Origin of the sequence: Spirosoma profusum (genome assembly GCF_014699005.1) — a bacterium.
GTDB classification, from domain to species: Bacteria; Bacteroidota; Bacteroidia; order Cytophagales; family Spirosomataceae; genus Spirosoma; species Spirosoma profusum.
This window is the reverse complement of sequence record NZ_JACWZY010000002.1, coordinates 489,451-506,800: the sequence shown is the minus strand read 5'-3', so window position 1 is coordinate 506,800 and position 17,350 is coordinate 489,451. Positions and strand designations below refer to the sequence as shown.

General features: G+C 49.9%; 12 protein-coding genes. 2 read left to right on the top strand and 10 right to left on the bottom strand.

Annotated elements, in window-relative coordinates; all coding sequences use genetic code 11:
• Positions 1-33: 33 nt before the first annotated feature.
• The 9 genes from IC229_RS04435 to IC229_RS04395 form a co-directional block, all read right to left on the bottom strand.
• Entirely contained in the window at positions 34-3,276 is a 3,243-nt protein-coding gene (locus tag IC229_RS04435; protein WP_223833845.1) for a SusC/RagA family TonB-linked outer membrane protein, read from the bottom strand.
• Between the two features lie 201 nt (positions 3,277-3,477).
• Positions 3,478-4,281: a mycofactocin-coupled SDR family oxidoreductase gene (locus tag IC229_RS04430; RefSeq protein ID WP_190885705.1), complete on the bottom strand. Its 804-nt coding sequence runs from the start codon at positions 4,279-4,281 to the stop codon at positions 3,478-3,480.
• The gene (locus IC229_RS04425) at positions 4,281-4,838 is read right to left on the bottom strand and encodes a carboxymuconolactone decarboxylase family protein (RefSeq protein ID WP_190885704.1); all 558 of its coding nucleotides are present in this window, start codon (positions 4,836-4,838) and stop codon (positions 4,281-4,283) included. The genes IC229_RS04430 and IC229_RS04425 overlap by 1 nt, the downstream gene beginning before the upstream one ends.
• A gap of 36 nt (positions 4,839-4,874) precedes the next feature.
• Entirely contained in the window at positions 4,875-5,348 is a 474-nt protein-coding gene (locus IC229_RS04420) for a DUF4395 domain-containing protein (RefSeq protein ID WP_190885703.1), read from the bottom strand.
• Between the two features lie 41 nt (positions 5,349-5,389).
• Complete coding sequence (locus IC229_RS04415) at positions 5,390-6,550, bottom strand: methionine aminotransferase (RefSeq protein ID WP_190885702.1); 1,161 nt, start codon at positions 6,548-6,550, stop codon at positions 5,390-5,392.
• A 101-nt stretch (positions 6,551-6,651) separates the two neighbouring features.
• A complete protein-coding gene (locus IC229_RS04410) occupies positions 6,652-6,918 on the bottom strand; it encodes a hypothetical protein (RefSeq protein ID WP_190885701.1) in 267 nt (88 codons plus the stop codon).
• A gap of 3 nt (positions 6,919-6,921) precedes the next feature.
• Positions 6,922-7,932: a DUF1684 domain-containing protein gene (locus IC229_RS04405; protein ID WP_223833844.1), complete on the bottom strand. Its 1,011-nt coding sequence runs from the start codon at positions 7,930-7,932 to the stop codon at positions 6,922-6,924.
• Positions 7,933-8,027: 95 nt separating this feature from the next.
• The gene (locus tag IC229_RS04400; protein ID WP_190885700.1) at positions 8,028-9,314 is read right to left on the bottom strand and encodes a sterol desaturase family protein; all 1,287 of its coding nucleotides are present in this window, start codon (positions 9,312-9,314) and stop codon (positions 8,028-8,030) included.
• 54 nt (positions 9,315-9,368) lie between these two features.
• Positions 9,369-10,205, bottom strand: a complete 837-nt coding sequence (locus tag IC229_RS04395) for a phytanoyl-CoA dioxygenase family protein (protein ID WP_190885699.1) — start codon at positions 10,203-10,205, stop codon at positions 9,369-9,371.
• A gap of 541 nt (positions 10,206-10,746) precedes the next feature.
• Between IC229_RS04395 and IC229_RS04390 the strand changes: the two genes are divergently transcribed.
• Entirely contained in the window at positions 10,747-13,965 is a 3,219-nt protein-coding gene (locus IC229_RS04390; RefSeq protein ID WP_190885698.1) for a SusC/RagA family TonB-linked outer membrane protein, read from the top strand.
• A gap of 29 nt (positions 13,966-13,994) precedes the next feature.
• Positions 13,995-15,530: a SusD/RagB family nutrient-binding outer membrane lipoprotein gene (locus tag IC229_RS04385; protein WP_190885697.1), complete on the top strand. Its 1,536-nt coding sequence runs from the start codon at positions 13,995-13,997 to the stop codon at positions 15,528-15,530.
• An 86-nt stretch (positions 15,531-15,616) separates the two neighbouring features.
• On the opposite strand, the gene IC229_RS04380 is transcribed toward IC229_RS04385, so the two are convergent.
• Positions 15,617-17,272, bottom strand: coding sequence for a glycerol-3-phosphate dehydrogenase/oxidase (locus tag IC229_RS04380; RefSeq protein WP_190885696.1), 1,656 nt, complete (start codon positions 17,270-17,272; stop codon positions 15,617-15,619).
• Between the last annotated feature and the right edge of the window lie 78 nt (positions 17,273-17,350).

The window sequence follows — 17,350 nt, the reverse complement described above, 5'->3', positions numbered from 1 at the left end:
GAGACTTGCGGGTTTCCACCCGCATTACTTAATCTACAATTCACAATTCAGGCTAAAGCCGAAATAACGTAGCAGTGGCAGAGCCGTTGATTCCAATCCCAACGACGAGTTGTTGACGTTGAAAGCCGACGCTTCGGGCGCAAATCCATCGGTTTTCCGCTGGAAATAGAACAGGTTTCGACCGTAAACTCCCGCACGGATGCCCCGGAACGGTGTCCGGCTCACCAGTTTCGCTGGAAGGCTGTAATTCAGCGTAACTTCCCGCATGATGATGTAGCTCGCGTCGTTCAGCATTTCTTCGGCCACTACGTTGTCTTTATCCGGCGCTATTACGTTCCAGTAATCCTGCGCCCGTACCTGTTTAGTATTGGTCTGTCCAGTGCTCGTCCAAGTACCATCGGCCCCTTTCGTCCCAACGACGCCCGATGCTACGTAGCTACCGTCACGACCGGGAAGGGTTTTCTTGATGGTGCCGTAAATCAACTCTTCGCGCAAACTCTGCGAATACACATTGCCGCCCTGGCTGATATCGACCAACCCGGAAAGCGAGATGCCTTTATAGCGAAATACGTTGTTGAAACCACCAATCCACTTAGGCAGTGCGTTACCCATTTCGTACAGAATTTTGGCGTTCGTTTTCACTGGCAGGCCCGTAGCTGGGTCGATGATGCGATTGCCAGCGCCATCGCGTAACCACTGGAAACCGTTACCCAGAATGGTACCAAACGGTTTGCCTGGCGTCGCAATAACCTGTACACCCCGGTCGCTACCGAGAATGTATGTCGGCACACCTTCGGCCAGCGAGACAACTTCGTTGCGGTTCTGCGAGTAATTGAACGTAGCATCCCAGGTGAAGCCTGATGGCGTTTTCACCGCCGTTCCGGTCAGCGACAATTCAATGCCATGGTTCCGAATTTCGCCCGCGTTGATGAGCCGCGATGTGAACGTGCTCGATGGAGGCAGTGGTACGTTCAGAATCTGGTTTTTGGTGCTGGCGTTGTAATACGCGAAAGTCAGACCGATTCGGTTTTTCAACAAGCGAGCTTCCAACCCAAACTCGTTCGACGTAGTGAGCTCGTTTTTCAGATTCGGGTCGGGAATGGTTGACGCGAACGACGCCAGCGGAATTCCGCCTTGTGTGTACTGATCGAGCGAATAGTTTCCGTTCAACTGGTACGGGCTTCCCGAACTACCTGCCTGCGCCCACGACGCTCTCACTTTCAGGAAACTCAGCACCGGACTTTGTAGTCGGAAAGCGTCCGTTAGAATCAGGCTTCCGCTGATGGCCGGATAGAAAAATGAGTTATTCTTGGGCGAAAGTGTTGACGACCAGTCATTTCGAGCAGAAAAATCGATAAACGCCATGTCTTTATAGCCAACCGAACCCGATCCATAAACCGAGTTGATCGACGATTCCGTGAGGCCGAAAACATACGAGTTTGTCAACGTATTGTTGATAACGTAGAGGTTTGGCGCAATGAATTCATTGCCCGTATTACCTGTGGTACGTGAGGTGTAGCGCTGGTGGTTGGCACCCAGATTCAACGAAAACGAAATATCGTCCGAAATTTTAGGCGTCAGCGAAAGCAGTACGTCGCTGTTGTCTTCGCGCGTCCGTGTCACCTCTTCGTTGATGTCGCCATTTTTGTTCGTCGTTACGTAGGTACCTTTTTCCCGGTACCGGAAACGCTGGTCGGTGTAAAAATCCGTTCCGGAGCGAGCCGTCAGGCGAATCCAGTCGTTGAACTGGTAACTCAGTCGAATCAAACCAATCACCCGACGGCGGTCATCGACGTTACTTGTATGATCTCGGGTCCAGTATGGATTGGCGGTTGAGGAATTGGTCGCGTAAGTTTTTTCCAGGCCTACAAAACCCGTAGTGCCATAGCCGAGTTGTTTCGCTACGTCGTCGGCAGTCCAGGCTGAGTTAGCCAGAATGTCCATCGGCATGCTACGTGGCTGGCTGATGAAAATGTAAGCCGGGTTATCAGCCGCATCCGAAACCGTTGGGCGATTCACGCCAGCCTGTGCAATGTAATTGACCTTCACATCGGCCTCCAGTTTCGACGTCACTTTGGCGACCGTCCGTAAGCTGATGTTGTTACGTGTCAACGTATTAGTCGGTACGTATCCGTCAATTTTCGTGTTGGAATAAGCCAGCCGGTAGTTTACCGATTCGTTACCACCTTCCACGCTCAGGTTATTGACCATCTGTTTTTCGGTGTTGAAAAACTTCTGGAACGTATTGGGTTGTGGTGTCAGACTCAGTACGTTGCCCCACTGGTCTTCGTATTGCTGGCCATCCATACGCGGCCCCCAACTGGCGCGGGTAAATCGGTCGCGACCACCGCTCATTTTGGGAATCCCCTGAATGCCAGCCGCCTGAGCAGCCGCCCAGGTATAAATTCTGCCATCGTTACCCCGGAAATTGGTGAACGTATTGTCCAGCCCCTGTCCGTATTCATCCTGAAAATCAGGTAGCACCAACGCGTTTCCTAATGAGTAGTCAATACCGTACTTAACGCCGATTCCTTTTTTGTTTTTACCCGATTTCGTGGTAATCAGCACGACGCCGTTACTTCCCCGCTGACCGTAGAGTGCAGCCGCGTTTGGGCCTTTCAGTACCGACATCGTTTCAATATCTTCCGGATTGATGTTGGAAATACCATCGCCGTAATCGATACCACCTGTGCTGCCGGGCGCACGTGGATTCTGGTTATCCATTGGAACACCGTCGATGACATAGAGCGGCTGGCTGTTTCCCACCAGCGAGTTAGCCCCGCGAATAATCACTCGCGACGAACCACCAGCACCATTCGCCGAGCGCGTGACCTGAACGCCCGCCACCTTACCGGCCAACGCCGTAGCGAGATTCGCTTCTTTCGCCGTTGAGAGTTCCTGCCCGTTGATTTCCTGCACCGAATATCCCAGCGACCGCTTATCGCGCTTGATACCGAGCGCCGTTACAACCACCTCGCTCAGTACGGCATTGTCTTCCGACAACGTAATGTTCAGTTCGGTACTGTTGCCGATCGGTACTTCCTGACGCACAAAACCAACCCCCGAAAAAATAAGGGTGGACGAAGGGTCTGCACTTACCGAAAATTTACCGTTAACATCCGTTACTGTACCCCGTGTGGTTCCCTTCACCACTACGTTAATACCTACCAAAGCCGCTTTCTTGGCATCCAGCACTGTACCCTGCACGAGCCCCTGCGCCCAGATACAGTGAGAAATCAAAAAGGCTATCAGCGTGATTGATAGCCTTTTGAGCATAATAGAGTGGAGATTTCCCTGCATACTTCTTAACAATTTGTTAACAATTATTTAATATTAGAATTATCAAAACTAGCAAAATAATGGATTTCTGCAACATTAAGGCCGTTTTTTGGTTTAGGTGCTTACAAACAAAAAAGCCCTCATTTTGAGGGCTAGTAGATACGCAAAACAACGTTTATTCACTACGTTGTCAGACAATTACCGTGTTAGTAGTCCAGCATCAAGCACAAACTGCGAACCCGTAACGTAGCGGGCTTTCTCAGAAGCCAGGTAGAGTACCATAGCTGCTACGTCCTCGGTTTCAACCCAGGGCACAGGCAGCAGATTCCCGGCTGAACGCTCGGCGATTTCCTGCGTTGTGGTACCTTCTAGCTCAGCCAGACCGTCGTTCATGGGTGTGTTTACGCCCGTTGGATGAATGGAATTGACGCGAATATTATAGGGAGCCAGTTCAATAGCCCACGATTTCGTCAGACCGACCAGCCCCCATTTGGAAGCCGCGTAATGACTAAGCCGGTTCATACCACGCAGCCCGGCAATCGATGAGTTGTTAATAATCACGCCCGACTTTTGCTTCATCATCACCGGAATGATACGTCGGGCCACCAGCCACGCTCCTTTCAGGTTGATATCGAGCATAGCGTCCCATTCGCTTTCGGGGAGCTCGTGGACGAGTCCGTAGGCGCAGATGCCCGCGTTATTGAACAGAATATCAATACGTCCGAAGTTGACCAACGTAGCATCGACCGCCCGACTGATATCTTCATCACGACGAACATCCCCCTGAACTGTCAGGCAGTGTTTTCCAAGGGCTTCAACCTCACGTTTCAGGCTATCTAATTCTGTGTCAGATCCTAGCGCGTATCCGGGATAGGACTGTGGTTTCGCCAAATCGAAAGCCACAATATTAGCTCCTTCTTTTGCCAGAGCCAGCGCTACAGCCCTACCCTGCCCGTGTGCCGCCCCCGTGATAAATGCTACGTTTCCGTCGAAATCAGCCATTATTGTTGTGTCTGAACCTGCTGCTGCATTAAAGGTAAATACGGATACAGATATTCGTCGATGTTCACCTCCAGTACGTTGTTGAATACGTTCGTAGCAATCATCTGACCCGCAAATGCAATCAATACGACCAGTTGTGCCTCGGTATAACGCTCAGCCACAGGTACGTAAAGCTCATCCGAAATCTCACCTTTATGCTGGGCAATAGCGCTACCGAAATCAACAACTTCCTGCTCATGCTCAGTTAGCTGCAGGTTTTCAGGCCGTTCGCCATTGTCGATGATGATACGTCGGAAGAACGTTGTGCAAAGCGGGCAATTCGAACCTTCGGAAATGGCATGAGCATACAGATATGCCAATCTAAAGCCAAGAATTTTCTTCACCTCTTCATACAACGGGTACCATTGCATGTAAATCTGAAACGATAGCAGCGACCGTCCCAGCGTTGCCTTCATGTTGGTGATGCGGCTCCCCGGATAATCCGTTATGTGCGCATCGTAAGCCGCCAGTACGTCGGACGTAGCTTCTTTGATAGGTAATGGCTTAATTCTGGGCATTTCCGAATGTATTTAGTTAGATAAAGAAATACAAACCTAGCTGATTACCCGGATTTTTTTCAGTAAAGTATACACGTAGCAACCCGCGCAAAAACCCGCCAGCGATTCCAGCGCTGCGAAAACAGCTATCACGCCTGCCACCCAAAAGGCCGAAATCCCCAAACCATGCAGCCCTAGAATAACAACCGAAAAAACCATACCAACCCCTGCCGCAAAGCGCTTCGGAGCTTGGTCGATGGGCACAACTGGAAACTTTAACAGTTTGATGACTCCATCGCTCAATCGAGCCAGTAAGCTGTATTGCCCGAAGTTAAAGGCACGTAACGCAAAGTCGATTAGCAGGAACAGGAAGAGCGGCCAGAAGCCCGTAAGCAGATACGCGATTGTGGTCAGAAGAACGCCAAAAGCGACTGTGCGCACTTTATTTTCGTTCACTTTTACACCATCTACCGGGCATTCGAGTGCCTGTTGATGAAGTGATAAGGTTGATTGATTCGTTTCTTTTTCCATGATATGTTGTGCGGACGTTCGGCCGTAGCTGGAAACCCGCGTTACAATCGGCTCAGTCGTTCGGCGGCTTTTTGTAACGTAGCGTCGTCTTTGGCGAAACAGAACCGAAGAATCTTGTAATCGTTTTTTTGATTGTAAAACACCGATACCGGAATCGACGCTACGTTGATTTCTTTTGTCAGACGTATCGCCAGATCATAGTCCGGTTCGTCGGTAATGGCTGCATACGAAACCGTTTGAAAGAAACTTCCTTCAGCCGGTTTGAACTCGAAACGAGAATTCCGTAGGCCATCCAGAAACAAGTTGCGTTTGCGCTGGTAAAAAGTTGGTAACTCCTGATAGTGAGCAGGCTGCGCCAGATAATCGGCGAGCGCGTATTGAATGGGCGTTACGGTACTGAACGTCAGGTACTGGTGAATTTTGCGAAACTCGCGCGTCAGTTCAGCCGGGGCCAGGCAGTAACCGATTTTCCAGCCTGTAATGTGAAACGTTTTCCCAAAAGAACCCACAATAAATGTTCGTTCCTGCAATACGGGATGCGTCATTAGTGAATGGTGTGTTCGATTGTCGAACAGAATATGCTCGTACACTTCATCGCTTACAATCCAGATATCACGGTCGCGGACGATGTTGGCTAGTTGCACCAGATCGTCTACCGTCCAGACGCGGCCTGTTGGGTTGTGGGGCGTATTGATCAGAATCAGCCGGGTTTTGTCGGTGATTTTTTCACGTACTGTTTTCCAGTCGATGCTATAGTCGGGTGGGGTAAGCGTTACGTAAACGGGAATGCCGCCGTTCAGTTCGATAGCAGGAACGTAGCTGTCGTAAGCCGGTTCAAAAACCAGCACTTCATCGCCGGGACGTATCACTGCCGTAACTGCCGCAAAGATCGCTTCTGTAGCTCCCGACGTAATAGTCACTTCTGTATCAGGGTGATACGCTACGTTATACAGATCGGACGTTTTCTGCGCCAGCGCTTCACGTAGCGTCGGTACGCCCGTCATCGGCGCATATTGATTGAATCCTCGGCGCAGATAATGCTCTACCAGCGACACCAGTTCAGGCGAACAATCAAAACCCGGAAATCCCTGCGACAGATTAATGGCTCCTACTTCAGCCGCCAGTTTCGACATCACCGTAAAAATGGTTGTCCCGACGTTCGGCAGTTTCGAGGGCAACGTAGCGCTTGTCAGCGTATTCATGTAAATCAGTTAATTGGCCCTGACAGGCTCTGGCTGTCAGCTATAATACAGCTTCTCTAGCATTTGCTGCCGCAACTCCGACAGCCGGAGCCTGTCGGGGCCTACACCAGTTCTTTTAGCGAAATTTTGTCAATATACGGCTCCAACTCATCGGTATTACTGAGCACTCTCACCAACGTAACATCGTACCGACGCTGGCAAACCCACATCTCCACAAAAAACGTATTGACCGCGTATAGATGCAACCAGAAACCCGGAATTCGTCGGGCTTCAATCAGCATCCCCCGCTGCCAGACCAGATTGAGTTGCTCATGATAGGGCAAACCATAGAAATAAGTCGCACCACGGTCGTTTCGTTCGTTCTGCATGACTTAATGATCGCCGTACCGTTTTTCACCCGCTTTTATAGCCACTGCCAGCTTGTTTTGTTTGGGCGGAAGCGGACACGTAGCATAGGGCGTGAAGGCGCAGGGTGGGTTGATCGATTGGTTGAAATCGAGCGTTGTGGTGCCATCGGCTGCGGGTTTATCGGCGTACAGAAACCGGCCCGCACCATACGTATCATGCTCATTCGTAGGATCACCAAACAAAATGAACAGCTTTTCGCCTTCACCTACGGCATCCAGTCGATACGTCTTTCCAGCGTGGTCAAACACTAACGTACCGGCCAACGGCGTCTGCGTTGTTTGACCCAATACATCCAGAATAGGAATGGTTTTGGGTTCCGAAGGTTTCTCAAGCTTAGCTTTTACTTTCCAGGTTTCATCAATAGGGAAACGATCAATTCCGTGAAAATCGCGCAGAAACTGACCTTCCAGATCACGTAACCGCACGCCGTATTTCGGGCCTCGCTTAATGATAAACCAACGTAACGACTCATGCGCCAACACAGGCGGTTTACTTTTAGCGCCCGAAAAAATGACCAGTGATTCCGTTACAGGTTTCCCATCGGCCTGAACACTGGCTCCAGGATTCGGTGTAAAGCGAACTTCGCCATTTTGCAGGGTAAATATGCCCAGTTCTTTCAGCTCATTGGCGACTGGAAACCGAACGTCGAAATCAGGGCCGCGACCGACTGAATTTTTACCTTCGTTCAACCAGAAAAGCCCCGCCAGATTCAGCCAGCCGGTTTCACTTTTCAGCGATTTTATACGGTTCTGGTGCCATTCTTCCAACTGCGCCCGGTACGACGGCTCATCAGGTGCATGGAATCCTACGGCGGCTATCATCGCCAGAAACCATACGCCGAAAAAGCTGATGGAATACGGATTCAGTGATTTTCGGCGTCTGCTACGTGTCTTTTTGAACGATAGCGCATTTCTGAGCCGCTTTCGATACGTCGATCGGTTCGTTTTTGGTTCATCATCCGTGTTATGTGCCATTTGAGTAGCTATTTATCAGGTTGTTCGTGATGGTGAATGTATTCGGCCCCGACAGGCTCTGGCTGTCGGATTTGTGTTGATAAAGTTGTTAGTCGCTATTGAGACTCAGAAAGCCAGAGCCTGTCGGGGCCAGAGCCGTACACTAATTGAAAATAATGCCTTCGAATAAACGAGAAATATGCCCAGAGCGACAGTGCGCCAATGTAGCCCAACACAATCAGCATCGGATAGCCAAGCAAGCCATACAACGCCAGCCAGAGCACGGCTACCCGCCCTACTTCAAGATACAAAACCCACTGTCGCTGTTCCAGCAAAGCCCCGCAATTGATGAGTGTCAGCAGGATAAACAGCGCTGTCAGCAACTGAAGCCAGCCCGGAACGTAGTGTTCGAATAATAGGAAAACGAATAAAATCAGTAACGTTCCCGCCAGTTGCCCCGCTACGTACCCCCGAAAACGCCGTCGTTGCGTATGCTCCACCCGACGTTCAGCCGCGCTGGTCGACAAAAATCTGGATTCAAGTTCCTGACGAATGGTTGGGTTCAGCTCATCCGGGCGACCGAACAATACGTTCCATTTTGCCCGCCATCCGTCGGCCTGCCAGCTTGCCACCAACAGTTCGAGCAATCCGTGAAAATGCTGCCACAAAAAACTATGGCTGCCGAGCGGCTTCGTTAAGCCATAGACCGGCACACTACGTTCTTCAACAAACGTACCAAAGAGCTTGTCCCAAATGATCAGTACGTCGCCGTAGTTTTTGTCCAGGTATTCGGGGTTGCTGGCGTGATGTACGCGGTGATGCGAAGGCGTCACAAATACGTATTCGAGCCAGCCGAGTTTCCCAATTGTGCGGGTATGAATGAAGAACGGATACAGCCCATGAACGAGCAGAATGGTCGTAATCATCTCCGCTGGAAAACCGATAACCGGCAAAATCGACCAGAAACCGGTACGTACCACGGCCTGAAAAACCGTGATCCGGGCGGAGACGGTGTAGTTAAAATCCTCGCTCTGGTGATGTACTACGTGTACGGCCCAAAAGAGGTTGATTTCGTGCGCCAGCCGGTGATACCAGTACCAGACAAAATCGGTCACGATGAGCAAACTAACCCACGTCCAGACCGTTGGACGTATATCGAAAATGGCGAAATGGCGGTGTAGAGAATCGTATACGAAGTAAAAAGCGCCAACAGTGAACGTATCCAGCAAGCGTTCGGCGATGCCTACGTTTATGTTAGCGACCGACGTACTGAATTGGAAATACTTCTTTTGCTGCCACCGGGCAACGAGGTACTCGATCCCCATAAATAAGAGGAAGATCGGAACGGCAAAAGCCAGCCAATTGGCATGTACAAGAAAAGAAGCTAGCCAGTTGAAATCCATACGTTCGTTATTACTTCGCTTTTAGTCAGATTACTACGTCTGAACGTAGCGTTGTTACCGTAAAATTTTACGTCCTAAAATATGGTAAAATGGCGTTTTGCTGGCAGCCGTTTTGGGTTGGTATTCGCCCGTAATGAGCGGAATGTACATCACGCGCCGACGGCTGGCGGCTCCCAGATTCGGTGACTGCTCAACCCGATGCCACAGGCTGCCATTGTGAATGGTTAAATCACCGGCTTCGATGTCGAAACCTACTTCGCGTGGGTCGGGGCGGTGGTCGATGAACTGCCGTTTGCGGAACAAGGTCAGCAGGGTGCTTTGCTTGTGGGTGCCGGGCAATACCCGTAGGCCACCATTTGTCATGGGGCAATCGTCGAGGTGCAGGCCAACGTTGAGCATCGGCCGGATACGGTGGCCCAGAAATAGATCGCGCGGGCTATCGGTATGCCAGCCCATTCTCGAGAAATTACTCTCCGGCGTCCGAACATAGTGATTCACCACCAGACCGTCTTTTTCATCTTCGCCGATACGTCCATCATACGGCTGCAGCAATGTAGTAAGTGCTTTCAGGCGCTTATCCTGTAAAAATTCACGTAGCACCGGACTAAACCAGGAAGCAAACGCAAATCGCTGTACAATCTGCTGTCCGTTTTCATCGCGGCCATATTTAATAGGTGTGCCGTTGATTTTATCGACCTTTTCAGCGATCCAGTTCGCTTCGACACGCTGTAACTCCTGTATAAAGAGTTGCACCGTTTCGCGCTGGACGAATCCCTTGATATGTAAAAAACCATTCTTGTCGAAAAAAGCTTTTTGCTCGTCAGTCAGCAAGAAATTAGGCTGCACACTACTACGTACTTGGTTTTTAGGCAATTCAGCGATTAAAGTCATAACAAATAATTTTAAAATACTTACTATACAGATTAAGTATAGTATTAGAGGTTATGAAAGGCAAACTGATTGTTTGCTAAACGAACTTTAAATCAAAAATGATGCTGGGTTAGTGCTACGTATCGGACAAACTGATAGGGTCAACAACACATTCGCATGGCATCCATTCCAGAAAAGACAGGAGGAGTACCAGTGCAGAAATAAGTCGATGATACGTAGTTGGTTTCCATAAGAATAAAGTCAAAAAAATGATTACTCTTCTAGGTCGGTGGGCAAAGGTGAATAATCTTCATATTACTTCCAAATTTTTTTGATTCTTTTTAAGATACATAGTAGGAATTACTTAGCCATCTCTTTATGAACAAAGACAAATTTTATTATTCTCCGATAAAATGTAACATTTTTAAAATTGTGTCTATTTGACAATTTAGTGTTATTCTCTACTTCGTCTTCGGATAAATAGTACGAGTTACTGGTTGTCAAAAGCAATCTGTAATCACTCAGTATCACCTAATAACTTCCAATCAAACCAATCTATCTAATGAAACATGTTGTACAATTCAGGCTCAGTCTCTGCTTCTTGCTATTGACTGCCTTTTTCGTGACACATTTGGCCCAGGCGCAGGACCGCCGTGTCACAGGTCGCGTCTTATCGGGCAAAGATCAGCAACCGATTCCAGGCGTAAGTATTCTGGTGCGTGATACCCAACTAGGAACAACCACCGATGGTAATGGTAGTTTTACACTGAACGTACAGCCTAATGCTACGCTCGTGTTTAGTGCTATTGGTTTCGCAGGAGTTACTCAATCCATTGGCAATCAGACCCAGTTAACCATTACGCTTCAGGAGTCTGAACAAAACCTTGGTGAAGTGGTCGTGACGGCGCTGGGTATCAAAAAAGAAGCGAAACGACTTGGCTACGCTACCGCCATTGTGAGCCCCGAACAGGTGACTACCAACCGTACGGTTAACTTTATAAATGCGCTTCAGGGGAAAATTGCCGGTGTAAACATCAGTAGCCTGGGCACGGGCGCTGCGGGAACCAGTAAAATCCGGATTCGCGGTCAGTCGTCGTTCTCGGGTCAGAACAGCCCGCTTATCGTTATCAACGGCGTACCGGTCGATAATACCAACTTCGGACAAAACAACGGGAACACGGGTAGCGACAACTCCATCGGTAACCGCGACCGGAACTACTCCGACGGTGGCGACGGTCTGTCGTCGATCAACCCCGACGATATTGAAGGTATGACCGTACTGAAAGGTGGAACGGCAGCCGCTCTTTATGGCTCGCGGGCCAAAGACGGCGCTATTCTGATTACGACCAAAACCAAAGGCACCGGTCAAGGCATTGGTGTTACGTATAACACCAACTTCACCACCGATCATCCGCTCGATTACACAGATTATCAGTATGAATACGGACAGGGTGAATACGGCGTGCGCCCGACGGCGCCCAACCCAACGTCGGGCATGTGGAGTTTCGGGGAAAAATTCGCAGGACAAACACAGGTGCTTTTCGGGGGCGTAACGGTTCCGTATCAGCCAGTACGTAACATTATCAACAAGTTCTATCGTGAAGGCTCTACGTGGACGAATTCGGTAGCGGTTTCGTCGGGTAGCGAAAAAGGCGGCTTCAATCTGTCGATCTCCAATCTGGACAATAAGGGCATTACGCCAAATAATAGCTTCAACCGGAAAACCATTAACCTCGGCTTTAGCTATAACCTTTCGAATCGCCTGACGGTGACGGGCTCGATGAACTACTCGAACGAGTACAATAAAAACCCGCCCCAGATTGCTCAGCAGGATAACAGTACGCCCACGGTTATTTACACGCTCGCGAACTCGATGCCACTCGACGTACTGGAAGCCAATCAGATTAACCCTGCTACTGGCAACGAGTTTATTTACTCTCGGTTCATGAACCGGACGAATCCATATTTCGTCATGAACTATAAGTTTGAAAACATCCGTCGTGACCGTCTGTTTGGCAATATTTCGGCTCGCTACAACGTAACAGACTGGTTGTATGTTCAGGGTCGGGTTGGTCAGGATTACTGGTCGCGCGATCAGGATTATAACTTCCCGACTGGTCAGGCGTCGCTGGCTGCGGCTCCGGCTGGCTTCGTGAATGGAGCGTATGTGCAGGAATCTCGCCGGTTCCGCGAAGTCAACACCGACTTCCTGATTGGCGCCACGCGGAAATTCGGGGCAATTGGCGTAGACCTGACGCTGGGCGGCAACCAGCTCTACCGTCGAAGCGATTTGAACAGCGTACAGGCTACCGATTTCATTGTCCGCGGCTTGTACGTTCCTCAGAACGGACGTGTCAAAGACCCAACCTACGGCCTCAGCGAGCGGAAAGTCAATTCACTTTACGGCGCAGCTGAATTATCGTACAAAGACTTCCTGTACCTGAACGGAACCGTTCGCAATGACTGGTTCTCGACGCTGGCGGCTGGCAATCGGAGCATTTTGTATCCGTCGGTAACGGGTAGTTTCGTCTTCTCGCAAGCCTTCGACAAACTGCCTGCCTGGCTGAACTTTGGTAAACTCCGCGCGGCTTATGCTGCCGTAGGTAGCGATGGCGACGTAGCACCTTACTCGAACAACCTGTTCTACGCCGTAGCGGCTAACCTTTTTCCAAACCCCGCTGGGCAGGGTCAGCCGGTAGGTAATATTACGTCGAATACGGTTCCCAGCAACACGCTACGTCCCAGCCGTACCCAGGAAACCGAAGTTGGTTTGGAGTTGAAGATGTTCAACAACCGGGTTGGCCTGGACTTAGCTGTCTACAACAAAATCACCAGCGACCAGATTGTGCAAGCCCAGTCGTCTGATGCATCGGGTTATACCAGCGTCCTCATTAACAATGGAGAAAGCCGTAATCAGGGTATCGAGGTGCTGTTAAACCTGTCGCCTTTGCGGACTAAGGATTTCTCCTGGGATGTTACGTTGAACGGTTCTTATAACAAGACTAAACTGCTGAAACTGCTCACCGACGACGACGGATCGCCCGAAAAGGATATCAACAAAGACAAACAGGCCGAACGTATCACCGTTGGTACAGGTATCTACGTAGGCGAACTACGTCAGGTGGTAGGTCAGGAGTTGGGTCAGCTTTACAGCTACGGATACGCACGTGATGCACAGGGACGTATCATAAATGGTAGCGATGGTATTCCCAACCGAACAGCCGATCAGATCTCGTTTGGTTCGGCGCTGCCTAAGTACGTTGGCGGCATTACCAATACGTTCAATTTCAAAGGTGTCAGTCTGTCGTTCCTGATCGATTTCAAACTGGGTGGCAAAATGATATCGGGCACCAACCTGAATGCGTTCCGTCATGGTCTACAGAAAGAAACGCTGGTTGGTCGTGGCGATGCTGATAACAGAATGGTAGGCCCTGGCGTCAATACAAATGGCGAGGTTAACACGGTACGTGCTACGGTTCAGGATTACTATTCAGTTGGCCGCACGAAGAGCCTGGGCGAACAGGTTGTATACGATGCCGGTCTCTGGAAACTTCGCCAGATCAGCATTGGGTACGATTTCACTTCGTTACTTCCCAAGAGCCTGTTCATTAAAGGCATTCGCTTAAGTGCAGTGGCTAACAACGTAGCGATTCTTAAGAAATGGGTTCCAAACATCGACCCAGAACAATTCGGCTTTAGCTCGGATAACCTGATTGGTCTTGAGTCGACTGGTTTGCCCATTACACGTAGCATTGGGTTCAACCTGAACGTTCGCTTCTAATCTGGAACCGGTATTAATTTTTAAAAGTCATGAAAAAAACACTCCTATATATACCACTGATTGCGGGACTAGTGAGCCTTAGTAGTTGCGAGAAGGGATTCGATCAACTCAATACTAACCCTACAGCCGCTACGTCACTGAACCCGATTTTTACGTTCAACAACGCTATTGTCAACACTACGTTCCCCGGCGGTTCGTTGCTGATTTTCGAGGAACCGATTGTCCAACAGATGTTTTCTCCTAACTCCGGAATTATTTCAGGTGGGAATTTCAACATCGATAACCGGGGTGCAGCGGGCGCCAATGCGGCCTTATGGCAACGGTATTATCGGGATAATGTCCGGTATCTGGTCGATGCGCTGGCCAAAACGAAATCCGATGCCAGCCGGCAAAATCTGTATAATATGATGCGTATCTGGAAAGCATACGTGTTCATGGTGCTGACCGATACGTACGGCGATGTTCCCTACACCGAAGCTGGACAAGGGTATATGTCGGCAAACATTACCCCGAAATACGATACGCAGGAAAGCATTTATACCGATATTTTGAAAGAACTGTCGGAAGCACCGGCGGCTCTTGATGCGGCCAAAACCATTGAAGCAGGCGACCTCATCTATGGGGGCGATATTGCCAAGTGGAAAAAATTCGCCAACTCACTACTGCTTCGGGCGGGAATGCGGCTCACGAAAGTGAATCCGACGCTGGCTCAATCGACGGTGCAAAAAGCCGTAGCGGCTGGTCTGATGCAGTCGAACGCGGATAACTGCGTGGTTCGGAACAACGCCAATTACCAAAATCCGGTTGGCGTTACGTTGAATTCGACCGAGGCAGCTAACTACTACCTGACCAAGACGTTTGTCGATTATCTGAAAAACACATCCGACCCACGTTTGACTTCTATTGCAGTACGTTACGTTGGCGCCAAAAGCGGTCCTGAACAAACAGCTGCCCGCGCCAGTCGCGACCCAGCCGTACAAATTGGTATGCCGCTGGGTTTCGACAATGGTACTATTCCGGCGCAGGCTACCAAAGACGGACTAGCTACTTTTTACGATTACTCGCAGCTCGACCGCACCCGTATGGGTGGCCTCAATGCGCCCTGCTTTCTGGTTACGTATGCCCAAACGCAGTTGCTACTGGCTGAGGCCGCACAACGAGGCTGGACAACGGGCAGTGTCGCCGATTACTACAATGCGGGCGTAACGGCGCACATGAAGCAGTTGGGCGATTACGATGCTACGTCGCTGGTGTCGGACGCGAATATCACAGCTTATTTGCAGAAGAATCCATACGTAGCGGCTCAGGGTCTGGAACTCATCAATACACAGTATTGGGTAGCTTCTTTCCTGAATGGCCCAGAAGTTTTTGCTAATTTCCGACGTAGTGGTTTTCCAAAACTGACGCCCAATCCGTATCCTGGCAAGGAAATCAAAGGTAATTTCATCAATCGCCTGAGCTATCCAGATTCAGAGATTTCGGTAAATGGGGCCAAAGTTAACGAAGCCATCACCCGGCAAGGGCCCGACAATCTGGATACCCGTGTTTGGTGGGATAAGCAGTAGTAAGACTGAAACGTAACGTTTTGATAAAAAAGGAATGGCGCGGGATAAAACCTGCGCCATTCCTTTTTTTTATGTCTTTCCAAAATCTAAACCGCACTTATAGCGGCCCCATCTGCCACCAACCCCGCTTGCTTCGCGAAAGAAGCCAATAGATTTTGGTACGATTGAAGCTGGCTGTTTCGATACGTAGCACTCCAGCCTAATTCGGTAGCCATCAGGTCAGCGACCTGTGGGGCAACCTGCGCGGTTAGCGACCAGTCCGAAAGTTCGAGACGCCAGCGTCGAGCCAGTACGTCGCGTAACGTAACAGCCATTTCTTCTCGAACCTGATAAACCACTTCGGCTTTGATAAACGGTTGTTCGTCTGTAATTTTTTCAGCCAGATTCGCCTGCGATTGAATGAGTTTCGCAATATGTTCGGCGCGGTTCCCGTAAGTACGCATGAGGTGCTGACACGTATCAGGCGGCAGGTTATAAGCCTTTTGCAACAGTTGCCAATCTTCGTAGCGGTAATTTTCGCCACCTACCAGATAATGTGTTTCGGTTTTGCTACGTTCCGATTTTCCAAGCTGCTCGCTTACTCTGTCGATAGCATCCTGCGCCATGAGTCGATACGTAGTCCATTTTCCACCCAGCAAACTTAACAGACCTGATGTTTCGTCAAGTTCTACTTCGTGGTCACGTAGTAAGGTTTTCGTATCGGTTCGGCTGCTCACAATCAGTGGACGAATACCACCAAAACCCGACTGCACATCCGCTTTGTTGGGTGTTTGGTCGAGGTAAGGACGTACCGTTTCGAGAAGGTAATCGACTTCAGCGGGTTCCAGCACGGGCTCGTGTGCCAAATCCGAAAAATCGGTATCGGTAGTCCCCACAAACACCTTATCGCCAAACGGAATGGCAAAAACTACCCGTCCATCACTGGTTTTCGGGATCAGAATCGCGCAGTCGCTATTGAGCGTTTCGCGGGGAAGCACGATGTGAACGCCCTTGCTAGGGCGAATCCGACGGTCGAGTGAGGGGTTCGCTAACAGACGTATCGCGTCGGAATAAGGACCAGTGCAATTAAGAAATACGTTGGCACGTAGCGTTATCGTTTCGCCCGTCAGTTGGTTCTCAATTGTTGCGGCTTTGATTGTGCCGTTTTCCGGATTAAACTCGGTCAGGGCAGCATAATTGACCACAGCGGCACCAGCTTCGTCTGCTGACTGCACCAGAGCCAGCGCGTAACGGGCGTCGTTGAGTTGCCCATCGTAATAAAGCACGGCGCTGTGCATTTTTCGCGTCAATTTCGGCGATAATGCCAGCGCTTCCTTTTGATTGAGCCATTTACCGCCCGGAAACGCATCGCGTCCGGCAATGAAATCATAAAGCGTCAGCCCAATGGTCATATATAAACCTTCGAACCAACTGAATACAGGAGTCAGTAAAGCCAGCGGATGGGCCAGATATGGTGCGTTACGTACCACCGTTCGGCGTTCGGCCAGCCCGTGCTTTACCTGCCGAAGTTGGGCAAGGTCCAGCTTTTTGATGGCCTGTTCCAGATACCGGACGCCACCATGAATCAATTTGGTTGAACGCGACGAGGTTTCGCTCGAAAAATCGCTACGGTCAATCAACGCGACTTTATAACCACGTAGCGCAGCATCTAAGGCAGCACCTGCCCCGCTGGCGCCTGCTCCAATGATGCAAACGTCAAACGTTTCCTGCCGCAGCCGCTCCCAATTTTTTTTCCGATTCATACCCGTAAATATAACGTAATAAAGGCAAACGGCTACGTTTCAGTTCATTAATTGGACAAATTCGAGAAAAGTCGTTTT

What these genes read in the sequence shown, in the direction of transcription:
- IC229_RS04410 (WP_190885701.1), bottom strand. Translation starts at nt 6,918, where the DNA reads ATGCAGAACGAACGAAACGACCGTGGTGCGACTTATTTCTATGGTTTG.
- IC229_RS04415 (WP_190885702.1), bottom strand. Translation starts at nt 6,550, where the DNA reads ATGAATACGCTGACAAGCGCTACGTTGCCCTCGAAACTGCCGAACGTC.
- IC229_RS04400 (WP_190885700.1), bottom strand. Translation starts at nt 9,314, where the DNA reads ATGGATTTCAACTGGCTAGCTTCTTTTCTTGTACATGCCAATTGGCTG.
- IC229_RS04430 (WP_190885705.1), bottom strand. Translation starts at nt 4,281, where the DNA reads ATGGCTGATTTCGACGGAAACGTAGCATTTATCACGGGGGCGGCACAC.
- IC229_RS04385 (WP_190885697.1), top strand. Translation starts at nt 13,995, where the DNA reads ATGAAAAAAACACTCCTATATATACCACTGATTGCGGGACTAGTGAGC.
- IC229_RS04425 (WP_190885704.1), bottom strand. Translation starts at nt 4,838, where the DNA reads ATGCCCAGAATTAAGCCATTACCTATCAAAGAAGCTACGTCCGACGTA.
- IC229_RS04390 (WP_190885698.1), top strand. Translation starts at nt 10,747, where the DNA reads ATGAAACATGTTGTACAATTCAGGCTCAGTCTCTGCTTCTTGCTATTG.
- IC229_RS04380 (WP_190885696.1), bottom strand. Translation starts at nt 17,272, where the DNA reads ATGAATCGGAAAAAAAATTGGGAGCGGCTGCGGCAGGAAACGTTTGAC.
- IC229_RS04395 (WP_190885699.1), bottom strand. Translation starts at nt 10,205, where the DNA reads ATGACTTTAATCGCTGAATTGCCTAAAAACCAAGTACGTAGTAGTGTG.
- IC229_RS04420 (WP_190885703.1), bottom strand. Translation starts at nt 5,348, where the DNA reads ATGGAAAAAGAAACGAATCAATCAACCTTATCACTTCATCAACAGGCA.
- IC229_RS04405 (WP_223833844.1), bottom strand. Translation starts at nt 7,932, where the DNA reads ATGGCACATAACACGGATGATGAACCAAAAACGAACCGATCGACGTAT.
- IC229_RS04435 (WP_223833845.1), bottom strand. Translation starts at nt 3,276, where the DNA reads ATGCTCAAAAGGCTATCAATCACGCTGATAGCCTTTTTGATTTCTCAC.